Source organism: Dactylosporangium sp. CA-139066 (assembly GCF_050936175.1).
Taxonomy (GTDB): Bacteria; Actinomycetota; Actinomycetes; order Mycobacteriales; family Micromonosporaceae; genus Dactylosporangium.
The window spans coordinates 916,281-935,757 of the sequence record NZ_JBNJNH010000002.1 but is presented as its reverse complement, the minus strand read 5'-3'; the positions used below and the strand labels follow the sequence as shown (position 1 = coordinate 935,757).

The 19,477-nt window shown below is 72.4% G+C and carries 15 protein-coding genes and 1 pseudogene; 9 read left to right on the top strand and 7 right to left on the bottom strand.

All coding sequences use genetic code 11. The annotated features are described in order from the left end of the window. Window positions 1-18: 18 nt before the first annotated feature. From ACQEVU_RS49055 to ACQEVU_RS49030, 6 genes are all read left to right on the top strand, one after another. Window positions 19-237, top strand: coding sequence for a hypothetical protein (locus ACQEVU_RS49055; RefSeq protein WP_433337063.1), 219 nt, complete (start codon window positions 19-21; stop codon window positions 235-237). A gap of 61 nt (window positions 238-298) precedes the next feature. Continuing rightward, on the top strand, window positions 299-718 hold the full coding sequence (locus ACQEVU_RS49050) for a hypothetical protein (RefSeq protein ID WP_433337061.1): 420 nt from the start codon (window positions 299-301) through the stop codon (window positions 716-718). A gap of 191 nt (window positions 719-909) precedes the next feature. Further along, complete coding sequence (locus ACQEVU_RS49045) at window positions 910-3,681, top strand: nitrate- and nitrite sensing domain-containing protein (RefSeq protein ID WP_433337059.1); 2,772 nt, start codon at window positions 910-912, stop codon at window positions 3,679-3,681. Further along, complete coding sequence (locus ACQEVU_RS49040; protein ID WP_433337057.1) at window positions 3,678-4,091, top strand: roadblock/LC7 domain-containing protein; 414 nt, start codon at window positions 3,678-3,680, stop codon at window positions 4,089-4,091. Before ACQEVU_RS49045 ends, ACQEVU_RS49040 begins: the two co-directional genes overlap by 4 nt. 59 nt (window positions 4,092-4,150) lie before the next feature. Further along, window positions 4,151-5,107, top strand: a complete 957-nt coding sequence (locus ACQEVU_RS49035; protein ID WP_433337055.1) for a TAXI family TRAP transporter solute-binding subunit — start codon at window positions 4,151-4,153, stop codon at window positions 5,105-5,107. Between the two features lie 83 nt (window positions 5,108-5,190). Continuing rightward, entirely contained in the window at window positions 5,191-6,144 is a 954-nt protein-coding gene (locus tag ACQEVU_RS49030) for a threonine ammonia-lyase (RefSeq protein ID WP_433337053.1), read from the top strand. A 107-nt stretch (window positions 6,145-6,251) separates the two neighbouring features. Here the strand turns inward: ACQEVU_RS49030 and ACQEVU_RS49025 are convergent, their stop codons facing one another. Further along, window positions 6,252-8,330, bottom strand: a complete 2,079-nt coding sequence (locus ACQEVU_RS49025; protein ID WP_433337051.1) for a S9 family peptidase — start codon at window positions 8,328-8,330, stop codon at window positions 6,252-6,254. Window positions 8,331-8,456: 126 nt separating this feature from the next. On the opposite strand from ACQEVU_RS49025, the gene ACQEVU_RS49020 reads away from it, so the two are divergent. The 3 genes from ACQEVU_RS49020 (at window position 8,457) to ACQEVU_RS49010 (ending at window position 11,969) form a co-directional block, all read left to right on the top strand. Further along, on the top strand, window positions 8,457-9,449 hold the full coding sequence (locus ACQEVU_RS49020) for a hypothetical protein (RefSeq protein ID WP_433337049.1): 993 nt from the start codon (window positions 8,457-8,459) through the stop codon (window positions 9,447-9,449). A gap of 202 nt (window positions 9,450-9,651) precedes the next feature. Next, a complete protein-coding gene (locus ACQEVU_RS49015) occupies window positions 9,652-10,878 on the top strand; it encodes an FAD-binding oxidoreductase (protein ID WP_433337047.1) in 1,227 nt (408 codons plus the stop codon). A gap of 476 nt (window positions 10,879-11,354) precedes the next feature. Further along, window positions 11,355-11,969: a hypothetical protein gene (locus tag ACQEVU_RS49010; RefSeq protein WP_433337045.1), complete on the top strand. Its 615-nt coding sequence runs from the start codon at window positions 11,355-11,357 to the stop codon at window positions 11,967-11,969. A gap of 1 nt (window position 11,970) precedes the next feature. On the opposite strand, the gene ACQEVU_RS49005 is transcribed toward ACQEVU_RS49010, so the two are convergent. The 6 genes and pseudogenes from ACQEVU_RS49005 to ACQEVU_RS48980 form a co-directional block, all read right to left on the bottom strand. Next, the gene (locus ACQEVU_RS49005) at window positions 11,971-12,729 is read right to left on the bottom strand and encodes a 2-phosphosulfolactate phosphatase (protein ID WP_433337043.1); all 759 of its coding nucleotides are present in this window, start codon (window positions 12,727-12,729) and stop codon (window positions 11,971-11,973) included. Between the two features lie 438 nt (window positions 12,730-13,167). After that, window positions 13,168-15,588: pseudogene (gene purL / locus ACQEVU_RS49000) on the bottom strand (phosphoribosylformylglycinamidine synthase subunit PurL); the annotation flags it as partial. A 2-nt stretch (window positions 15,589-15,590) separates the two neighbouring features. Next, window positions 15,591-16,271: a phosphoribosylformylglycinamidine synthase subunit PurQ gene (purQ, locus tag ACQEVU_RS48995; protein WP_433337041.1), complete on the bottom strand. Its 681-nt coding sequence runs from the start codon at window positions 16,269-16,271 to the stop codon at window positions 15,591-15,593. Then, a complete protein-coding gene (gene purS / locus ACQEVU_RS48990) occupies window positions 16,268-16,525 on the bottom strand; it encodes a phosphoribosylformylglycinamidine synthase subunit PurS (RefSeq protein ID WP_433337039.1) in 258 nt (85 codons plus the stop codon). Before purS ends, purQ begins: the two co-directional genes overlap by 4 nt. 144 nt (window positions 16,526-16,669) lie before the next feature. Further along, entirely contained in the window at window positions 16,670-18,100 is a 1,431-nt protein-coding gene (gene purB, locus ACQEVU_RS48985; protein ID WP_433337037.1) for an adenylosuccinate lyase, read from the bottom strand. Between the two features lie 14 nt (window positions 18,101-18,114). Next, window positions 18,115-19,413 (bottom strand): acetyl-CoA C-acetyltransferase, encoded by a 1,299-nt coding sequence (locus ACQEVU_RS48980; RefSeq protein ID WP_433337035.1) that lies wholly within the window; start codon window positions 19,411-19,413, stop codon window positions 18,115-18,117. Window positions 19,414-19,477 lie beyond the last annotated feature (64 nt).

The following is a 19,477-nucleotide window of genomic DNA, read 5'->3' as shown; positions in this document are numbered from 1 at the left end:
TGGGGTATCCCCCTCTTCATGAGTCGATACCGCAACCGCGTCCTCAAGGGGACGGCCGCCATGTGGCTGCTCGTCCTGCTCGCCGACGCCGGCTGGGTGGCGACCTCGCGCGCCGCCCTGACCGCCGCGACGGTCCTGGCCGTCTGCGTGGTCATCTCCGCCGCGCTGTTCGGCCGGTTCGTGCACAATCTGCCGGACCCGCAGCCGGTCCCCGCGCGGGAGCAAAGGCGCCCTTAATCCTCTGACTTAAGCGTGGCAAAAGGCTCAAGCCGGTCCCGACGGTGCCGTTGGGACCGGTGTGAAGCCGCTGCTGATCATGCTGCTGGTCGGCGGACTGGCCCCCGGTACCGCGCTCGCCCCGACCGGCCCGACGCCCCCGCCGGGGCCGCCGCTGCCCGGACCGCCACCCATTCTCGAGCCGTTCGGGCCGTCCGCGACGTTGCCCGGCATCACGGTCGAGCCGACCGGGCCGGCCACGATTCCGCCGGTCGCGACGCTGCCCGAGCCGTCCGGCCGCCCGGTGTCCTCCGCGCCGGCCGCTCCGCCCGGCGGGTCGGCCGAGGCGCCCGCGCCGAACGGCGGGGACGCCTCCGCGAGCCCGGCCGCGAAGCCCGCCTCGAAATCCGGTAGCGCGCTATGGATCGGCCTGGGCGTCGTCGCGGCCCTCGCCGCGGCCGCCGTCTGGTTCGTTGCGCGACGTCGGAATCACGCACAGTGAGAACGAATCGGCCGTTCGGCTAAGGACTCTTTAGGGATCCGACCTCTTCCAGTAGCGTGCCTGATCGTGTTCCGTAGTGGATCCGGCTTTGACATCCCTGCGTTGGAGCGCTCTCTACAGCACGCTCCGTCACGGAGTCGCTACCTTTAGGAGGCCAGGCGGTGGCAGGCAGCGGCCCCTCCCGTGCTCCGGTGCCGCGGCACGGCACCGGCAATGGCTCCGGCGGCCCGACGCGGCGCACGGCGGGCACCGACACGTCTGTGGCCGGGCACCGGCGCGGCGGCGGACCCCGCCCCAACCGCCTGCGTTCCGTCCGCGCCCAACTGCTCGCCCCGATCGCGGTCGCGATGGTCGGCCTCATCGTCCTCGGCACGATCCAGACGACCTCCGCCGTGTACGCCGCCCGCGACGCCGGTCACGCCCGCACGCTGTCGGAGACGGCCGGTAGCGCGGCGCTCTTCGTCAACGAGCTCGAGCGCGAGCTCGCCGAGACCGCGGCCCTGCAGCAGCGCGGCGGCAAGTCCGGCGCCTCCCTCGTCACCGCCCAGCGGGCCCGCACCGACGAGGCCGCGTCCCGGTTCTTCGCCGACGCCGCCCAGGCCGTCGACGCCGTCCCGGCGCTGGCCACCATCGTGCGCGTGGCCGGCGACAACTACGGCCAGCTGCACTTCACGCGCACGCAGGTGGACAACGGCACCGCCACGATGGTGCTCGTCACCGACGTCGTCTACGGCGGCCTCGCCGACGCCCTGCTCGCCGTCGCCGACGCCGTGCCCGGCCAGATCGAGGACACCGAGCTGCAGAAGTCGGCCCGCGCGCTGGCCGCCCTGGCCGCGATGGAGCACTACTCGGCGGTCGAGCGCGACCTGCTGCGCACCGTCTTCGGCCGGGGCAACCTGCAGCCCGGCGACCTCGGCAGCCTCTCGCAGATCGAGGGCGCCCGCGGGCAGCGCCAGGCGGAGTTCCGCCGGGTCGCCAGCCTGGAACAGCAGCAGCGGTACTCCGAGGAGCTGCGCGGCACCGACATCGACACGGCCGACAGCATGTTCGCCGCGGCCCGCAACGCCGAGCGTGACGCGTCCGGCCTGCACGTCGACCCGGACGCCTGGTTCGTCGCCCAGAGCGGCGTGATCCGCCGGGTCAACATCGTCACCGTCGAGACCGCCGACGCCCTCGCCGCCCGCTCCGACCAGATCGCCGTCAACGCCGCCCGCCAGGCCTGGGCCACGGGCCTCGGCACCGCGCTGGTCGGCCTGGCCGCCCTCGCGATCGCCATCCTGCTCGCGGTGCGCACGGCCCGCCGGCTCAACCTGCTGCGCAGCGCCGCCCTGCAGGTGGCCCGCCGCGACCTGCCCGACGCGATCGGCTCGGTCACCGCCGGCACGGCCGCGCCGGCGCCGTCGATCATGGAGGGCGGGCGGACCGCCGCCGAGGTGACACGCGGCATCGCCGCCGTCAACGACGAGGTCGGTCAGGTGGCCGAGGCGTTCGGCACGGTGCACCGCACCGCGCTGCGCCTGGCCGGTGAGCAGGCCGAGCTGCGCGTCGACATCTCACGCATGGCCGAGGTGCTGGCCCGCCGCATCCGTACCCTCATCACCCGCCAGCTGCGCCTGCTGGACGAGTTCGAGCGCGACGAGACCGACCCGGACGTGCTGGAGCGGCTCTTCGCCCTCGACCACCTCGCCGCCCGCCTGCGCCGCAACGGGGAGAACCTGCTGGTTCTCGCCGGTGGCGAGCCCGGCCGCCCGCAGACCACGGCGATCCGGCTCGGCGCCGTCGTCACCGCCGCCGCGTCGGAGATCGAGGAGTTCGCCCGCGTCGAGTTCCAGCCGGCCGACCTGGCCATCGCCGGCCCGGTCGTCGGTGACCTCGTCCACCTGCTGGCCGAGCTGCTCGAGAACGCCACCGCCTTCTCGCCCCCGACCGAGCCGGTGCGCGTCGACGCCCGGCCGACCGTCGAGGGTGCCATGCTGCGGGTCCACGACCAGGGCATCGGCATCGTCCCGGCCCGCCTGGCCGAGATCAACTCGCGGCTGGCGGTGCCGAGCACGCTGAGCAGTGCCGCGGCCGGCACGATGGGCCTGCACGTGGTCGCCCACCTCGCGGCCCGGCACGGCATCCGGGTGCAGCTGCAGGGCACCGCCGCCGGCATCACCGCGTACGTCCTGCTGCCGCACCGCCTGCTCGAGCACATGAGCGCACTGCCGGCCGGCCCCGGCGGGGCGATCCCGGCCGTCCAGCCGCCGCCGTCGCGCCCCGTGCAGGTTCCCTCGACCGTCGGCGCCCCCCTCGCCCGCCACGAGGCGAGCGCCGTGCAGCCCAGTTCGGCACCGCCCAGCCCCGCGCAGTACAGCCCCGCCCAGTACAGCCCCGTCCAGCCCAGCACCCCCCAGCCGTACGTTCCACAGCAACGCCGTCCCGAGCCGGAGCGCCAGCCGGCCGCCGCGCCCGTCGCGGCGGCACCCCCCGGTGCCGCGCCCTGGTTCCGCCCCTACCTCAGCAGCACCGGCGCCGGCCCCTCCGGCGCCGCCGGCAACGTCACGGGCGGCGGCTGGACCCCGCCGCCCGCGCCCCAGGCGGCCTATCCGGGCGGCAACACCCCGCCGCGCGGAGTGGCCAGGGTGGCCCCCGCCCCCGCACCAGCCCCGCTGCCGGCCGAACGGCCCGCGCCGCCGTCATACAGCGCACAAACCACCTGGGGTTCCCCCGGCACGTGGCCCCCGCGGCCCGGGGGCCCGTCCAGTGCCGGAGGTGGCTCGATGCCGGAGCAAGAGCATCTTCCTCGTCGTCGTCCCGGTGCCCAACTTCTACCGGAAACCACCGAACCACGTGCCGAGCAACCTCGGGCCGCGGCCGTCGACCCGGAGCAGATCCGGTCCCGGCTGTCCGCGTTCGCCGAGGGCGTCTCGGCCGCCGCACGACGTTCCAACAGCACAGCCCCAGGACAAAAGGATTCATGATGTCTCAGCAACCGCACGGCGCCGGACAGCTCGACTGGCTGATGGTGAGTTTCGCTCGGCAGGTGCCCGACGTGGCCCACGCCATCACCGTGTCCGGCGACGGGCTGCGCCTGGCCGCGTCCGCCGATCTGCCGATCGACCAGGCCGACCACCTCGCGGCCGTGATCAGCGGCCTGGCCAGCCTGGTGTTCGGCGCCGCCCGCGTCATGCAGGCCGGCCACGTGCGGCAGACCATCGTCGACATGGACGGCGGCGTCATGATCGTCATGTCCGTGGGCGACCGCGCGCTGCTCGGCGTGCTCGCCGCGCCCGGCTGCGACCTGGGCCAGGTCGGCTACGAGACCGCGATGCTCGTCCACCGCGTCGCCGACGCACTCGACCCCCTCCCGCGCGACGCGATGCTGCGCTGACGGCATCGCTGCGGCGACCTTCGTTCCAGGTGGGAAGGCCCCGTTTGAAGATCAAGAATTTGGCGTTGGTACTGGCGGCGGCGTTCCTGCTGACCGCCTGTTCCAGCCTGCCGGAACGCCCCGGCGCCGCGCTCTGGCACGGCGGCCGCCTCTTCATCGCCACCGGCAACACCAGCGGCGTCTACTATGCGATCGGCGGCGGCTTCGCCGACCTGATCACCAAGCACGTCACCGGTTACGAGGCGCGGGCCGAGGCGACCGGGGCGTCGGGCGAGAATATCCAGCGGATCGCGACCGGCGACATGGACATCGCGCTGACGCTCGCCGACACGGCCGCCGACGCCTACTCGGGCAAGGGCGCCTTCGACGGCAAGCCGCAGAAGATGGTGGCGCTCGCCCGGGTGTACAAGAGCTACGTGCACCTGGTCGTGCGTACCTCGGCGCGCATCACCAAGTTCTCCGACCTGCGCGGCAAGCGGGTCTCCACCGGCTCGGCCGGCTCCGGCGTCGACGTCGTCGCCGGGCGCATCCTCTTCGCCGGCGGGCTCAACCCCGACACCGACATCCAGCGCCAGCGGCTGTCGCTGCCGGAGACCACCAAGGGCATGCAGAACGGCAGCACCGACGCGTTCTTCTGGACCGGCGGCCTGCCCACCCCGGGCATCTCCGACCTGCTGGGCAGCGCCTCGCCCGGCGCCTACCAGATCCTGCCGCTGTCGTCGCTGCTGCAGCCGCTGGCGTACCGCTACGGGCCCGTCTACAGCGGTGCCAAGATCCCCAAGACGGCGTACAACACCCCCGGCGACATCGACACGATCGTCATCGGCAACTTCATCGTCGTCTCGCCCGACATGCCCGAGCAGCTCGCCTACGACCTGACGAAGGTGCTGTTCGAGTACCAGAAGGATCTGGCCAAGATCCATCCGGAGGGCGGCAACTTCGACAAGGGCACGGCGCCACAGACCGATCCGATACCCCTGCATCCCGGCGCCGCCCGCTTCTACAGCAGCGGGTAGGGCGGGCGCCACCACGTTATGGATCTCTCATTCCCCCGCCGTGACGAGGGTGAATTCGGCGGGGTGATGTCAGGATGGGCGACGTGACCACCACCAAAAACCTGGTTCACCTGGACGACATCCGGGACGCCGCCGCCCGCGTCTCCGGGCTCGTGGTGCGCACGCCGCTGCTGCCGAGCCCGTGGGCCGAGGAGCTGTGGCTCAAGCCGGAGAGCCTGCAGCCGATCGGCGCGTTCAAGCTGCGCGGCGCGACGAACGCGCTGCACCGCCTCGACCTGGAGCACCGCCGGGCCGGCGTGGTGACGCACTCGTCGGGCAACCACGGCCAGGCCCTCGCCTACGCGGGCCGGGCCCTCGGCGTGCCGGTCACCGTCGTCATGCCCGACGTCTCCACCCCGCTGAAGATCGAGGCGACCCGCGGCTACGGCGCCGAGGTCATCCTGGTGCCGCAGTCGCAGCGCGAGCTGGAGGCGAAGCGGCTGATGGCCGAGCGCGGGCTGACGCTCATCCCGCCGTACGACCACCCGGACATCATCGCCGGGCAGGGCACGGTCGGGCTGGAGATCTTCGAGGACCTCTCCAGCGTCGACGTGGTCGTGGTGCCGGTCGGCGGCGGCGGGCTGTCCTCCGGCGTGGCGACCGCGATCAAGTCGCTCGCCCCGCACGTCGCGGTGATCGGCGTGGAGCCGGCGGCCGCCGCCGACGCGGCCGAGAGCCTCGCCGCCGGCGTGGTGCGGGTCTGGCCCGAGGAGCGCACGCTCAGCACCGTCGCCGACGGGCTGCGCACCTCGCTGTCCGAGCTCACGCTGGCCCACCTGTCGACCTACCTGGACGCGATCGTGACGGTGACCGAGGAGGAGATCCTCGAGACCGTCCGCACGCTGGCCCGCAAGGCACGGCTCATCGTCGAGCCCAGCGGGGCCGTGGCCACCGCCGCCGTGCTGCACCATCGGGACGAGCTGCCGGCCGGGCGCACGGTCGCCGTGGTCAGCGGCGGCAACCTCGCCCCGGAGCTTGCCGCCCGCCTCTTCGCCTGACGCGTTGTCCACAGTCGCCTGTGGACAACGCGGTGGACTCCTGTGGATAACTCGCGCAGTGATGGGGCCTGTTCACACAGGCATTACCCACAGCCTGTGGATAACCGTCAGGCGCGCCCGGTCCGGTCCAGGATCCAGGCCGTGATGAACGCCTCCTCGCGCCACGCGTCGTAGCGCCCGCTCGGCCCGCCGTGCCCGGCGCCCATCTCGGTCTTGAGCAGCACGTGCGTGTCCGGGGAGAGCCGGCGCAGCCGGGCCACCCACTTGGCCGGCTCGTGGAAGAGCACCCGGGTGTCGTGGAGGCTGGTCACCGCCAGGATCGCCGGGTACGGCACCGCGGCCAGGTTCTCGTACGGCGTGTACGACTTCATGTACGCGTACACTTCGGGATCGGCCAGCGGGTTGCCCCACTCCTCCCACTCGGTGACGGTCAGCGGCAGCGACGGGTCGAGGATCGTGTTGAGCGCGTCCACGAACGGCACCTGCGCGACGATCCCGCCGAACGCGGCCGGCCTCAGGTTGGCCACCGCGCCCATGAGCAGGCCGCCGGCCGAGCCGCCGCGGGCGATGAGCCGCTCCGGCGCGGTCCAGCCGGCCTTGACGAGGTGCTCGGCGCAGGCGATGAAGTCGGTGAACGTGTTCTTCTTCTGCAGCAGCTTGCCCTCGTCGTACCAGCGCCGGCCCATCTCGCCGCCGCCGCGGATGTGGGCGATCGCGAAGACCACGCCGCGGTCCAGCAGCGACAGCCGCGCGATGGAGAACCAGGGGTCCATCGACGACTCGTACGAGCCGTAGCCGTAGAGCACCGCCGGCGCCGAGCCGTCCCGCGCGGTGCCGGCCCGGGCCACGATCGAGATCGGCACGCGGGTGCCGTCGTCGGCGATCGCCCACTCGCGGTACTGCTCGTAGCGGGAGGCGTCGAAGTCGCCGAGCACCGGCTTCTGCTTGCGCAGCGTCAGCTCGCCGCTGTCCAGATTGCAGTCGTACACCGAGTCGGGCGTCACCATCGACACGTAGTGCAGGCGGAAGGACGTGGTGTCGTACTCCAGGTTGGCCTCCGGCCCGACGGAGTACAGCGGCTCGGGGAAGGCGATGTCGTAGGGCGCGGCGCCGTGCAGCGGCACCACCCGGATGCCGGTGAGCCCGTCGCGGCGCAGCGACACGACCAGGTGCCCGGAGAATGCGTCGACCTGCAGCAGCCGGGTGCCGGGCTGGTGCTCGATGAGCGTGGTCCAGTCGCCGGGCGTGTCCACCGAGGTGTACGCCACGGCGAAGTCCTCGGCCCCGTCGTTGTGCAGGATCAGGAACCGGTGCCCGTGGTGCTCGACGGAGTACTCGATGCCGTGGCGGCGCGGCGCGATCGGCACCGGCGGGGTGGCCGGCGCGTCGGCCGGGATGACCAGCACCTCGCTGGTGAGCTTGCTGGAGATGTCGATGAGCAGGAAGCGCTCGGAGCGGGTCAGCTCGACGCCGACCCAGAAGCGCTCGTCGGGCTCCTCGTGCACGATCACGTCGTCGGCGGCCGGCGTGCCGACCACGTGGCGCCAGACGCGGTACGGCCGCCAGGCCTCGTCCACGGTGACGTAGAACAGCGTCGAGCCGTCGGCCGACCACGCCGAGCCGTAGAACGCGTCCTCGATGACGTCGGGCAGGTCCTCGCCGGTGCGCAGGTCCTTGATCCGCAGCGTGAAGCGCTCGTCGCCGGAGAAGTCGGTGCTGTACGCCAGCAGATGCCCGTCGACGCTGAGGTCGAAGGTGCCGAGGGCGAAGAACTCGGAGTCGCCGGCGAGGGCGTTGCCGTCGAGCAGGATCTCCTCGCCGGGCAGCGGGGCGCCGTCGCCGATCTCCGGGGGCGCCGCACGGCCGTCGGCCGCGGCGACCCGGCAGTGGATGCCGTACTGCTGGCCGGCGACTGTGCGGGTGTAGTACCAGTGGCCGCGCTTGCGCGTCGGGACCGAGAGATCGGTCTCCTTGGTGCGGGTCTTGATCTCGCCGAACAGCGTCTCGCGGAGTCCTTCGAGGTGGGCGGTGGCCGCCGTGGTGAAGGCGTTCTCCGCCTCCAGATACGCGACGGTGTCTGGATCCTCCCGATTCTGCAGCCAGAAGTACTCGTCGGTCACGGTGTCGCCGTGGTGGACCCGCTCGTGGGGAACCTGCTTCGCGGTAGGCGGCTGATCGGTCGTCACACGCGCAAACGTTACCCGCTGGAGCACGCAACCACGCGCGTCGTTCGGTGGTCTGTCCATCAGGAGAGAGCGACGCCGGTTACCGTCATGGTTTCGAAGTTCGGGCGAAACCACGGAGGGATGCCGGTGCGGCGTCGTGGGGTGTTGCACATCGGGGTGACCGGGCTGGCAGCAATGCTGGTCCAGGCGTGCTCCGAGGGGTCGACGACGAACCCAGGTGCGGGGAGCAACCCGTCGGCGCGCAGTTCGGCGCCGTCGGGAGAGCCGCAGGCGGGGTCGACGCTCGACCCCTCGGGGTACGTTCCGGCCGCTCAGCCGATCGCGCAACTGAAGAAGCTGTACAGCTACGACCAGAGTTCCACGCTCAATGCGAACCTCACCGACCGGCGCAGCGGCGACGGCGTGATCCTTGAGGACATCACCTACTCCGACACGCGGGGCAACGACTCGATCCCGGCGTATGTCGTGAGCGCCGACATCCCGGGCGACACGCTGCGGATGCCGGCGATCGTGCTGGCCACCGGGCCGGACGGCGACCGCGACAAGCTGCTCGACGAGGCCACCGCGCTCGCGCGGATGAAGGCGCTCGTCATGGTCCCAGCCGTGCCGGTGAAGCCGACCGCCGACGCGTCGGCCGACGCCAAGATGATGGCCGCCGCCGTGCTGGCCCACCGGCGCGCGTTCGACCTGCTCATCCGGCGTACCGACTGCGACCCGTCGCGGGTCGGCTTCGCCGGGCACCACTCCGGTGCCGCCCTCGGCTCGGTGGTCATGGCGCTCGAGACCCGCATCACCGCGGCGGTGCTGGCCGGCGGGACCAGCCGCTTCTCGCGCTGGCTGGTCAAGCAGAAGGTGCCGGCGGACTGGCACGCGTACCTCGACTCGCTGAGCCGCTTCGACGCCGGCCCCTACGTCGCCGCCGGCGGCAAGCGCTCGGTGCTGCTGCAGTTCGGCAAGACCGACACCGTCGTGCCCGAGGCCGAGCGCACCGAGCTCGTCGGCCAGGTGGCCGGCGCGAAGCAGCGTAAGGACTACGAGACCGGCCACGACCTGATGAAGTTCCCGGCCGCGGTGGCCGACCGGGCGGCCTTCCTGAAGCAGGTCTTGCGGCTGTCGTAGCGAGCGAATACGCTTTCGAACGTATGTTCGATGTCTGTTCTCGTGCCATGCGCATGGGGACGGGCGCCGACCATATTTGAGCGCGTCATTGGGAAAGCCTCGATCGTGAGGCTGCCGCGAATCCCTTCGACCGATCTTCCCCACGGCAACGGTGTCCGCCGGTGAACGGTGCCGGCTCGTGAGCAGGGGAGCGGGAGCTGCGGTGACGGTGATCGAGGCGTTGGCCGAGGCGTGCGGGCCGGAGCACGTGTGGGAGGCGGGGCCGGCCGACTCGGTCGACGGCGTCCCCATCGGCTGGGTGGCCGAGCCGGGCGGCCCGGGCGAGGTGGCCGAGGTGCTGCGCTTCGCGGCCGCCGAGGGGCTGTCCGTCGTCCCGTCGGGCGCCGGCACGAAGCTGGACTGGGGCCGCCCGCCGACCCACGTGGATGTGCTGCTGGACCTGGGCCGGATCACCGGCGTGCTGGAGTACGCCCCCGGCGCGATGGCCGCGACCGTGGCCGCCGGCACCTCGCTGCGAGCATTGCGGGCGTACCTGCTCAGGGAGAACCGCCGCCTGCCGCTGGACGTCGGCTCCCCGGGCGCGACCCTCGGCGGCGCGATCGCCACCAACGAGGCCGGCCCGCTGCGCCACCGCTTCGGCACCCCGCGAGACCTGGTCACCGGCGTGCAGATCGCGCTGGACGAGGGCAGCCTGGAGCGCACGGTCGACGGCTTCGACCTGGCTCACCACGCCTGCGGCTCCTACGGCACGCTCGGCGTGATCACCGAGGCCACCGTGCGCCTGGAGCCGCTGCCGCCCGCCCGCGCCTGGGTGATGCGCCCGGTGTCGACCCCGCGCGAGGTGCAGCAGCTGACCGAGGCCCTGGTCGCCTCGACCCTGGACCCGGTCGCGGTCGAGGCCGACCTGCCCGGCGTGTCCGGCGGCCGCCCGGCCGAGCTCGCCGCGCTCTTCGAGGGCGAGCGCGCCGCCGCGGTGCAGCGCGCCGAGACCGCCGCCAAGCTGCTGGGCGGCGGCGCCACCGTGGAGCAGCTGCCGCCGGCCTGGTGGGGCCGCTACCCGTTCGATGCCGACGACGTGGCCCTGAAGATCTGGGGCCGCCCCAGCGAGCTGTTCGCGGTCGTCTACGCCATCCGCGACGCCGCGGGCATCCCGGTCCCGGTGCGCGGCTCGGTCGGCCTCGGCGTCGCGCACGTGGCCCTGCCCGACACGGTCTCTCCGGAGCGCCTCGAGGGCATGATCACCGCGGCCCGCACGGTCCTGCTCGCCCGCGGCGGCGGGGGCTGCACGCTGCTGCGCGCGCCGCACGACCTCCGGGAGCTGGCCGACACCGGCGGCCCGGAGCCGCTGCCGCCGGACGCGGCGCGGCTCAAGCTCTCCCTCGACCCCGAGGACCGCCTGTCACCGGGCCGCCAGCCCGACCCGTCGTAGCGCTCTGGGCCCCGGCTTCCTGCGCGGGTTCGCATTCCACGCCCTCTGCTCGCGATCTCTTCGCTGCCTTCGCTGCCTTCGCTGCTGGACCGGAGCCTGTTCCTCCTGGTTTGCGACCTGCACAAGAGATCTCGAGCCGGCGGCCCGGCCGTCGCTGCTGAGCCTGCTGCTCGGTGGGCGCCGCCGATTCAGCCGAAGTAGGCGCTTCGCCGGAAGTTATCCACAGGCTCGAACCCAACCTTGCCGGCCCCCGTCGCCTGCGAAAGGCTGAACCGGTAACGGGGGGAGCGTGGAGGATGAATCTTCTGTCTCGATTGGTCGGTGGGTTGCTCACCTTGGTGCTGGGCTCCTCGCTGGCCGGGTCCGAGGTGCCCTGGATGTCCATATACCCGGCGCCCATTGTTGCGAGCCGGCCGCCGGCCACGGGGACAGGCGTGGGATGTGAGCTGCCCGATCGGCCGCACGTCGGACCCTTGGTGCGGGTCAGGGACGCGGTCGTCGTCGCCGAGCAAGGGTTCAGCCGCATCGAGCCGGGCGGGGCGGGCGACGAAGTGGTCAGCATCGGGGCGATGGTGGCCAACAACAACCGGATGCTGGCCGCGGCGCGGACCACGGTCAAGTTTGAGCTGATCGGTCCGCACGGGGCGGTGTGGCAGGAGACGCTCGAGATACCGATCATCGAGCCGCGGCAGAGGATGCCGGCGGGGCTCGAGGCGACGCTGCCGGTGACGGCGGCGGCGGGCATATCGCGGCTCAGCGTGACGGTGCTGACGACACACTGGCTCATGCACGACCGCGCGAGCCCGTTCGCCCGACAGAACTTCCGGCAGACTCTCGCGCCGCAGTCGGCGATCTTTGCGCACGTCGTATCGGGGCCGCCGCAAGGGTGCACAGGGCTGGTCGGAATTCGGGGCGTGGTGCTGTTCCGGGACGCTCGGCAGGTGCTTGTCGGCGGCACCAGTGTGCGCACGGCCGATCAGCGGCTTTGTGAAGGCGGCGAAGGCGACGTGCTCATCGGGAAGATGCCACCGGCGGTGGAACTTGGTGGGTCGGAGTACTCGACCTACTGCGACTATCCCTCGAGCTCCTGAGTCAGGCAGCGGTGAAGGAGACGCCGTCGGTCATGACCGGGACCGTGTGGGAGGCGCCGGACTGGACGGCCAGGCGGACGTCCTCGGCGAAGCCTCGCTGGATCAACTCCTGGCCGCTCACGCAGCGGCGGACCGCGGCGGGGACGTTGTGGACCGCGGCCAGGGCGGCGAGCGAGACCGCGGCCTCGACCGACAGAGGGGAGCCGAGCATGGACAGGCCGTCCAGGACGGCGGCGGCGCCGAGCAGGTCCTCGACGCACGGGCGGAGGGTGCCGTCCGGCCACAGTTCGCCGGCGGCCACCACGCCGACGGCGCTCGCGGGGGTGCCGTGGCCGTGGGAGTGGAGCCAGCGGGCCACCGCGGGGGCGTTGCGCAGGCAGGCCGCGACCACCGGGACGCCCGTCGACGCTGCGGCGGAGCAGATCGTGGCGCCGTTCGGAGAGGGGAGGACCAGCTGATCCACCACGGGGGCCGTCTGGAGGGCGGCGGGGGAGAGGCTCCAGGGCTGTTCGGGGTTGACCTGGCGGCGGCCGACGGCGACGGCGGCGCCCAGGCGGTCGGCGTACGCGCGGGCCTGGTCGCTCCACGGGAACGGGTGCACGCGGATGCCACGGCCCACGGCCACGTCGACGGCCGTGGAGAAGGAGAGGACGTCAACGACCACCAGGACCGAGCAGACGCGGGACAGTTCCGCCGCGCCTGCTGGGCCCCAGTCGAAGCGGGCGCCGGAGCCGGGCTGGCTGTAGACGCCCTCTGCCATCAGGGGTCAGGCTTCGTCGTCGTCTAGCGGGGCGTGCGGGACCTCCGGGGCGTCGACCGGCTCGAAGAAGGTCGGCTGGGAGGACCGGGCGCCGGGCGCGGCCGATTCCGAGGCCGGTCCGGCCGCGGACGCGCGGGCGCCGCTGGACGGGCCGTTGCCGCCGGACGAGGTCGCGCCGCCAGACGGGCCTGCGCCGCCAGACGGGCCTGCGCCGCCAGACGGGTCTGCGCCGCCAGACGGGCCGGTGCCGCCGGACGAGCTCGCGCCGCCGGACGGGCCGCCGGCCGTGGAGGAGCTGGCGCCGCCAGACGGGCCTGCGCCGCCAGACGGGCCCGCGCCGGTGGACGGGCCGTCGCCGTCGGAGGAGCTGGCGTCACCGTCCGAACCGGTCGAATCGGACCAATCCGACGAATCCGATGAAGAACCGCCGGCGGAAGCCGCACCAGAGGACGGCGCGCCAGACGTCGGGGCGCCGGAGGTGGGGGCGCCGGAGGAAGGGGAGTCCGAGGGGGTTGGGTGGGCGAAGGACGGCGGGGCGGGCTCGTACAGGTTGGGCTGGGGCTCGTTCGGGGTCAGGTACGCCGGAGCCTCCGTCGAGACCTCGCCGAACAGCGACGGCATCGTGCCCGTCCAGGCCGAGCGGAGCTCGTCCAAGGAGATGGTGAACTGGCCCCGGACGTCCAGCGCGCGGCTGCGGCCGTCGACCGAGCCGATCACCGTCACCGGGAGGCCGTGCTGGGCGCAGAGGGCGGTGAAGGCCTTCTCGTGGCCGCGGGGGACCGAGACCAGGGCGCGGGCGGTGGACTCCGAGAAGAGCGCCACGAACGGGTTCATGTCCTCCGGCAGCGTGATGTTGGCGCCGCAGTCGTAGCGCAGCGTCGCCTCCACCAGGGCCTGGGCCAGGCCGCCGTCGGAGAGGTCGTGCGCCGAGGAGAGGTGGCCGCGCTCGCCGGCCTCCGTGAGGACCGAGGCCAGGATGCGCTCGCGGGTCAGGTTGACGCGCGGGGGCTGGCCGCCCAGGTGCTCGTGGGTCACCCAGGCCCACTCGGAGCCGGAGAGCTCGTCCGAGGTCTCGCCGAGCAGCATGATCAGGTCGCTGTCGCCGCCGAAGCCCATGGGGACGCGGCTGCCGACGTTGGCCATGATGCCCAGGACGCCGACGACCGGGGTCGGGTGGATGGCCTGGGGGCCCGTCTGGTTGTAGAAGGAGACGTTGCCGCCGGTGACGGGGATGCCGAGCTCGGCGCAGCCGTCCGCCAGGCCGCGCACGGCCTCGGCGAACTGCCACATGACCTGCGGGTCCTCGGGGGAGCCGAAGTTGAGGCAGTTGGTGACGGCCAGCGGGGTCGCGCCGGCGGTGGCCACGTTGCGGTAGGCCTCGGCCAGGGCGAGCTTGGCGCCGTTGTACGGGTCCAGGCGCGCGTAGCGGGCGTTGCCGTCGACGGACAGGGCGATGCCGAGGCCGGTCTGCTCGTCGATGCGGACGACCCCGGAGTTCTCCGGCTGGGCCAGGATCGTGTTGCCCTGCACGTAGCGGTCGTACTGCTCGGTGACCCAGCTCTTGTCGCACAGGTTGGGGCTGGCCGCGAGGCGCAGGAGCGTCTCGCGCAGCTCGACGCCGGTGCGCGGGCGGGGCAGGGTCTCGGCGCGGTCGGCCTGCAGCAGGATGAGGTCCGCCGGCTCGCGCATCGGGCGGGCGTACACGGGGCCGTCGTCGGCCAGCGAGCCCGGCGGCACGTCCACGACGACGTCGCCGTGCCAGCTGATGACCAGGCGGCCGGTGTCGGTGACGCGGCCGATGTCGGTGGCGATGACGCCCCAGCGCTCGGCGACACGCAGCACCTCGTCTACCTTGGCCGGGTCGACGATGAGCAGCATGCGCTCCTGCGACTCGCTGGCCAGGACCTCCTGCGGGTCCATCGAGGCCTCGCGCAGCGGCACCAGGTTGAGGTTGACGTCCATGCCGGTGCCGGCCGCGGCGCTGGTCTCGGTCAGGGCACAGGTGAGGCCCGCGCCGCCGAGGTCCTGGACGCCGACGATGAGGTCCCGCTCGTACAGCTCCAGGCAGCTCTCGATGAGCAGCTTCTCGATGAACGGGTCGCCGACCTGCACCGACGGGCGGCGGGCCGGGCCGTCGGCGTTGAAGGTCGCGCTGGCCAGGACCGACACGCCGCCGATGCCGTCGCGGCCGGTCTTGGCGCCGAGGAGGACGACCACGTTGCCGGGGCCGTGGGCCTCCTTGTTCTGTAGGCGGTTGACCGGCAGGACGCCGACGCAGAGCGCGTTGACGAGCGGGTTGCCCTGGTAGCACGGGTCGAAGACGACCTCGCCGCCGATGTTGGGCAGGCCCAGGCAGTTGCCGTAGCCGCCGACGCCGGCGACGACGCCGGGCAGGACGCGCTTGGTGTCCTCGTGGTCGGCGGCGCCGAAGCGCAGCGGGTCCATGACGGCGACGGGGCGGGCGCCCATCGCGAGGATGTCCCGGACGATGCCGCCGACGCCGGTCGCGGCGCCCTGGTAGGGCTCGACGAAGCTCGGGTGGTTGTGCGACTCGACCTTGAACGTGACCGCGATCTCGTCGGAGATGCGGATCACGCCCGCGTTCTCGCCGATGCCGGCGAGCATGAGGTCGGACTTCGGGGCCTTCTCGCTGAACTGGCGCAGGTGGACCTTGCTGCTCTTGTACGAGCAGTGCTCGCTCCACATGATCGAGTACATGGCCAGCTCCGACGTGGTCGGGCGGCGGCCGAGGATCTGGCGGATCCGCTGGTACTCGTCCTCGCGCAGGCCCAGCTCCTCGTAGGGCTGCTCCTCGTCCGGCGTCTTGGCGGCCTGTTCGACCGTGTCGAAGGTCCCCGCGGTCATACACGCGCTCCAAGGTGTGCCAGCACGGACGTGAAGATGCCCAGGCCGTCGATGGACGGCCCGGTCAGCACCTCGACGGCGTGCTCGGGGTGGGGCATGATCCCGACGACGTTGCCGGAGGCGTTGGTGATCGCCGCGATGTCGTGCAGCGAACCGTTCGGGTTTCCGCGGATGTACCGCGCGACGACCCGGCCCTCGCCCTCGAGCTCGTCAAGGGTCCGCGCGTCGGCCATGTAGCAGCCCTCGCCGTTCTTGACCGGGATCACGATCTCCTGCCGCGGCTGGAAGCCGACGGTCCAGGCGGTGGTGTTGTTCTCGATGCGCAGGCCCTGGTCGCGGTTGCGGAAGTGCAGGTGCTGGTTGCGCGTGAGCGCGCCGGGCAGCAGGTGGGCCTCGCAGAGCACCTGGAAGCCGTTGCAGATGCCGAGCACCGGCAGGCCGTCGCCGGCCGCCTTCACGATCGACGCCATGACCGCGGAGAACCGGGCGATGGCGCCGGCGCGCAGGTAGTCGCCGTAGGAGAAGCCACCGGGCAGGATGACGGCGTCGACGCCGTAGAGCTCGGCGTCGGCGTGCCACAGCGGGATCGCCGCGGCGCCGGCGAGGTGCACGGCGCGGGCGGCGTCGCGGTCGTCGAGCGAGCCGGGGAACGTGACGACACCAATGCGGGCGGTCACTGCTCCTCGACCTCCGGCTGCTCCTCGAGGCGCAGGACGAAGTCCTCGATCACCGGGTTGGCGAGCAGCTTGTCGGCGATCTCGCGGGCGCGCTCGAGGTCGGCGGCGCCCTCGAACTCGATCTCGATGCGCTTGCCGATGCGCACCGACGCCACGTCAACCACGCCGAGGCGCGGCAGCGCGTTCGCGACGGCCTGACCCTGGGGGTCCAGGATCTCCGGTTTGAGCATGACGTCCACCACGACGCGGGCCACGGGGCACTCCTGACGTTGAGTCGGGCGCTCGAGGGCGAGCGACACGAGCCTACCGGGCGGGGCAACGCCGCAGTTCACCGGCGCTGCCCGTGTTACATCGCCCGACACGCATCTTAGCGGTCCCCGGAAAAACCAAGATCGGCGTCAGAGGATGGGCGGCGGGACGTACGCGCCGGCCTCCGGGTGCTGCGCGACGATCGCCGCGATTTCCTCCACCACGGCCTTGACCTGCGAAGACGCCGCTCCGACGAACGTCGAGGGGTCCGCCACGAGGGCCGCCACGTCGCCGGGCGACAGGCGCAGGCGCTCGTCGGCGGCCAGCCGGGCCAGGAGGTCGTTGTCCTGGATGCCCTTTTCGCGCATCGCGAGCGCCACGGAGACGGCGTGCCCCTTGATCGCTTCGTGAGCATCCTCACGGCCGACGCCGCGCCCGACGGCGGCGACGAGCACCCGGGTGGTGGCCAGGAACGGCAGGTACCGGTCCAGTTCCCGGGCGACGACCGCCGGATATGCCCCGAACTCGTCCAGCACCGTGAGGAATGTGGCGAAAAGCCCGTCGACGGCGAAGAACGCGTCCGGCAGCGCCACCCGGCGCACGACCGAGCACGACACGTCGCCCTCGTTCCATTGGTCGCCGGCCAGCTCGCCGACCATCGACAGGTAGCCGCGGACGATGACCGCGAGGCCGTTGACCCGCTCGCACGAGCGCGTGTTCATCTTGTGCGGCATCGCCGACGAGCCGACCTGGCCGGCCTTGAAGCCCTCGGTGACCAGCTCGTAGCCGGCCATGAGGCGGATCGTGGTGGCCAGGCTCGACGGGCCGGCGACCGCCTGGGCCAGCGCGGACACCACGTCGAAGTCCAGCGAGCGGGGGTACACCTGGCCGACGCTCGTCAGCACCTTGCGGAAGCCGAGGTGCTCGGCGACGCGCCGCTCCAGCTCGGCGACCTTGCCCGCGTCGCCCGCGAAGAGGTCGAGCTGGTCGGCGGCCGTGCCGACCGGGCCCTTGATCCCGCGCAGCGGATAGCGCTCGAGCAGGTTTTCGATCCGGTGGTACGCCATGAGCAGTTCCTCGGCGGCGCTGGCGAACCGCTTGCCGAGGGTGGTGGCCTGCGCCGCGACGTTGTGCGAGCGCCCGACCATCACCAGGTCGTCGTACTGCTGCGCGCGGGCGGCCAGCCGGGCGAGCGTGGCCACCATCCGGTCGCGCACGAGCTCCAGGGAGAGCCGGATCTGCAGCTGCTCGACGTTCTCGGTCAGGTCGCGCGAGGTCATCCCCTTGTGGATGTGCTCGTGCCCGGCCAGCTCCGAGAACTCCTCGATGCGGGCCTTCACGTCGTGGCGGGTGACCCGCTCCCGCTCGGCGATCGAGACGAGGTCGACGTCGTCGAGGACCCGCTCGTAGGCCTCCACGACCCCGTCGGGCACCGCCACGCCGAGGTCGCGCTGGGCCTTGAGCACCGCGAGCCAGAGCCGCCGCTCGAGGCGCACCTTCTCCTCGGGCGACCAGACGGCCACCAGATCGGGGGAGGCGTAACGGGCGGCGAGCACATCGGGAATGCGTGTCTTCGTCACGTCTTCAATTCTGCCTAGTCGCGCGACAGGATGGCCGTCACCCCCTGGCCGCCGGCCGCGCAGATGGAGATCAGCCCGCGCCCGGAGCCGCGCTCGGCCAGCAGCTTGGCCAGGGTCGCCACGATCCGCCCGCCGGTGGCGGCGAAGGGGTGGCCGGCGGCCAGCGACGAGCCGTTGACGTTGAGCCGGTCGCGGTCGATCGCGCCGAGCGGCTCGGCCAGGCCCAGCCGCTCCTTGCAGAAGGCCGGGTCCTCCCACGCCTTGAGCGTGGCGAGCACCTGCGAGGCGAACGCCTCGTGGATCTCGTAGTAGTCGAAGTCCGGCAGCTTGAGGCCGCGGCGGGCCAGGAGCCTCGGCACCGCGTACGCCGGGGCCATGAGCAGCCCGTCCTCGCCGTGCACGAAGTCCACCGCGGCGGTCTCGGCGGTGTCGAAGTACGCCAGGATCGGCAGGCTGCGCGCCCGGGCCCAGGCCTCGGAGGCCAGCAGCACCACGGCCGCGCCGTCGGTGAGCGGCGTGGAGTTGCCCGCGGTCATCGTCGCCTCGGGGCCGCGCCCGTAGACCGGCTTGAGCTTGGCGAGCTTCTCCAGCGACGTGTCCGGGCGCAGGTTCTCGTCGCGGGACAGCCGGAGGTACGGCGTCACGAGATCGTCGAAGAAGCCCCGCTCGTAGGCGGCGGCGAGGCGCCGGTGCGAGGCCAGCGCGAGCTCGTCCTGCTCCTCCCGGCCGATGCCGAACTCCAGCGCGGTCAGCGCGGCCGACTCGCCCATCGACAGGCCGGTGCGCGGCTCCGAATTGCGCGGAATATCCGGCTTCAGCTGGGTTGGCCGGAACTTGCTGACCGCGCGCAGCCGGCCGCCGAGCGAGCGGGCCCGGTTGAGCTCCATCATGATCCGCCGGGCGTCCTCGTTGACCCCGAGGGGCGCGTCCGAGGTGGTGTCGACGCCGCCGGCGATGCCCGCCTCGATCTGCCCGAGGGCGATTTTGTTGGCCACGAGGATGACCGCCTCAAGACCGGTTCCGCAGGCCTGCTGGACGTCGTACGCAGGAGTACGTGGGTCCAGCCGCGATCCGAGCACGGATTCGCGCGTCAGGTTGAAATCCCGGCTGTGCTTGAGCACCGCACCGGCGGCGACCTCGCCGAGCCGCTCCCCGGCCAGCCCGAAACGCGCCACGAGTCCGTCTATGGCGGCGGTCAGCATGTCCTGGTTTGATGCAGTGGCGTAGGCGCTGCCCGAGCGCGCAAAGGGGATGCGGTTGCCGCCGACGATCGCGACCCGTAGGGATTCCGAAGGGGCTGTGGAAGGGGTCACCGAAGTCTCCTTCTCGACGCAACAAGGGCGTGCTGACGTTACCCTACTCGCCAGTAGGGTAACG

What these genes read in the sequence shown, in the direction of transcription:
- ACQEVU_RS49055 (WP_433337063.1), top strand. Translation starts at nt 19, where the DNA reads ATGAGTCGATACCGCAACCGCGTCCTCAAGGGGACGGCCGCCATGTGG.
- ACQEVU_RS49040 (WP_433337057.1), top strand. Translation starts at nt 3,678, where the DNA reads ATGATGTCTCAGCAACCGCACGGCGCCGGACAGCTCGACTGGCTGATG.
- ACQEVU_RS49005 (WP_433337043.1), bottom strand. Translation starts at nt 12,729, where the DNA reads ATGGCAGAGGGCGTCTACAGCCAGCCCGGCTCCGGCGCCCGCTTCGAC.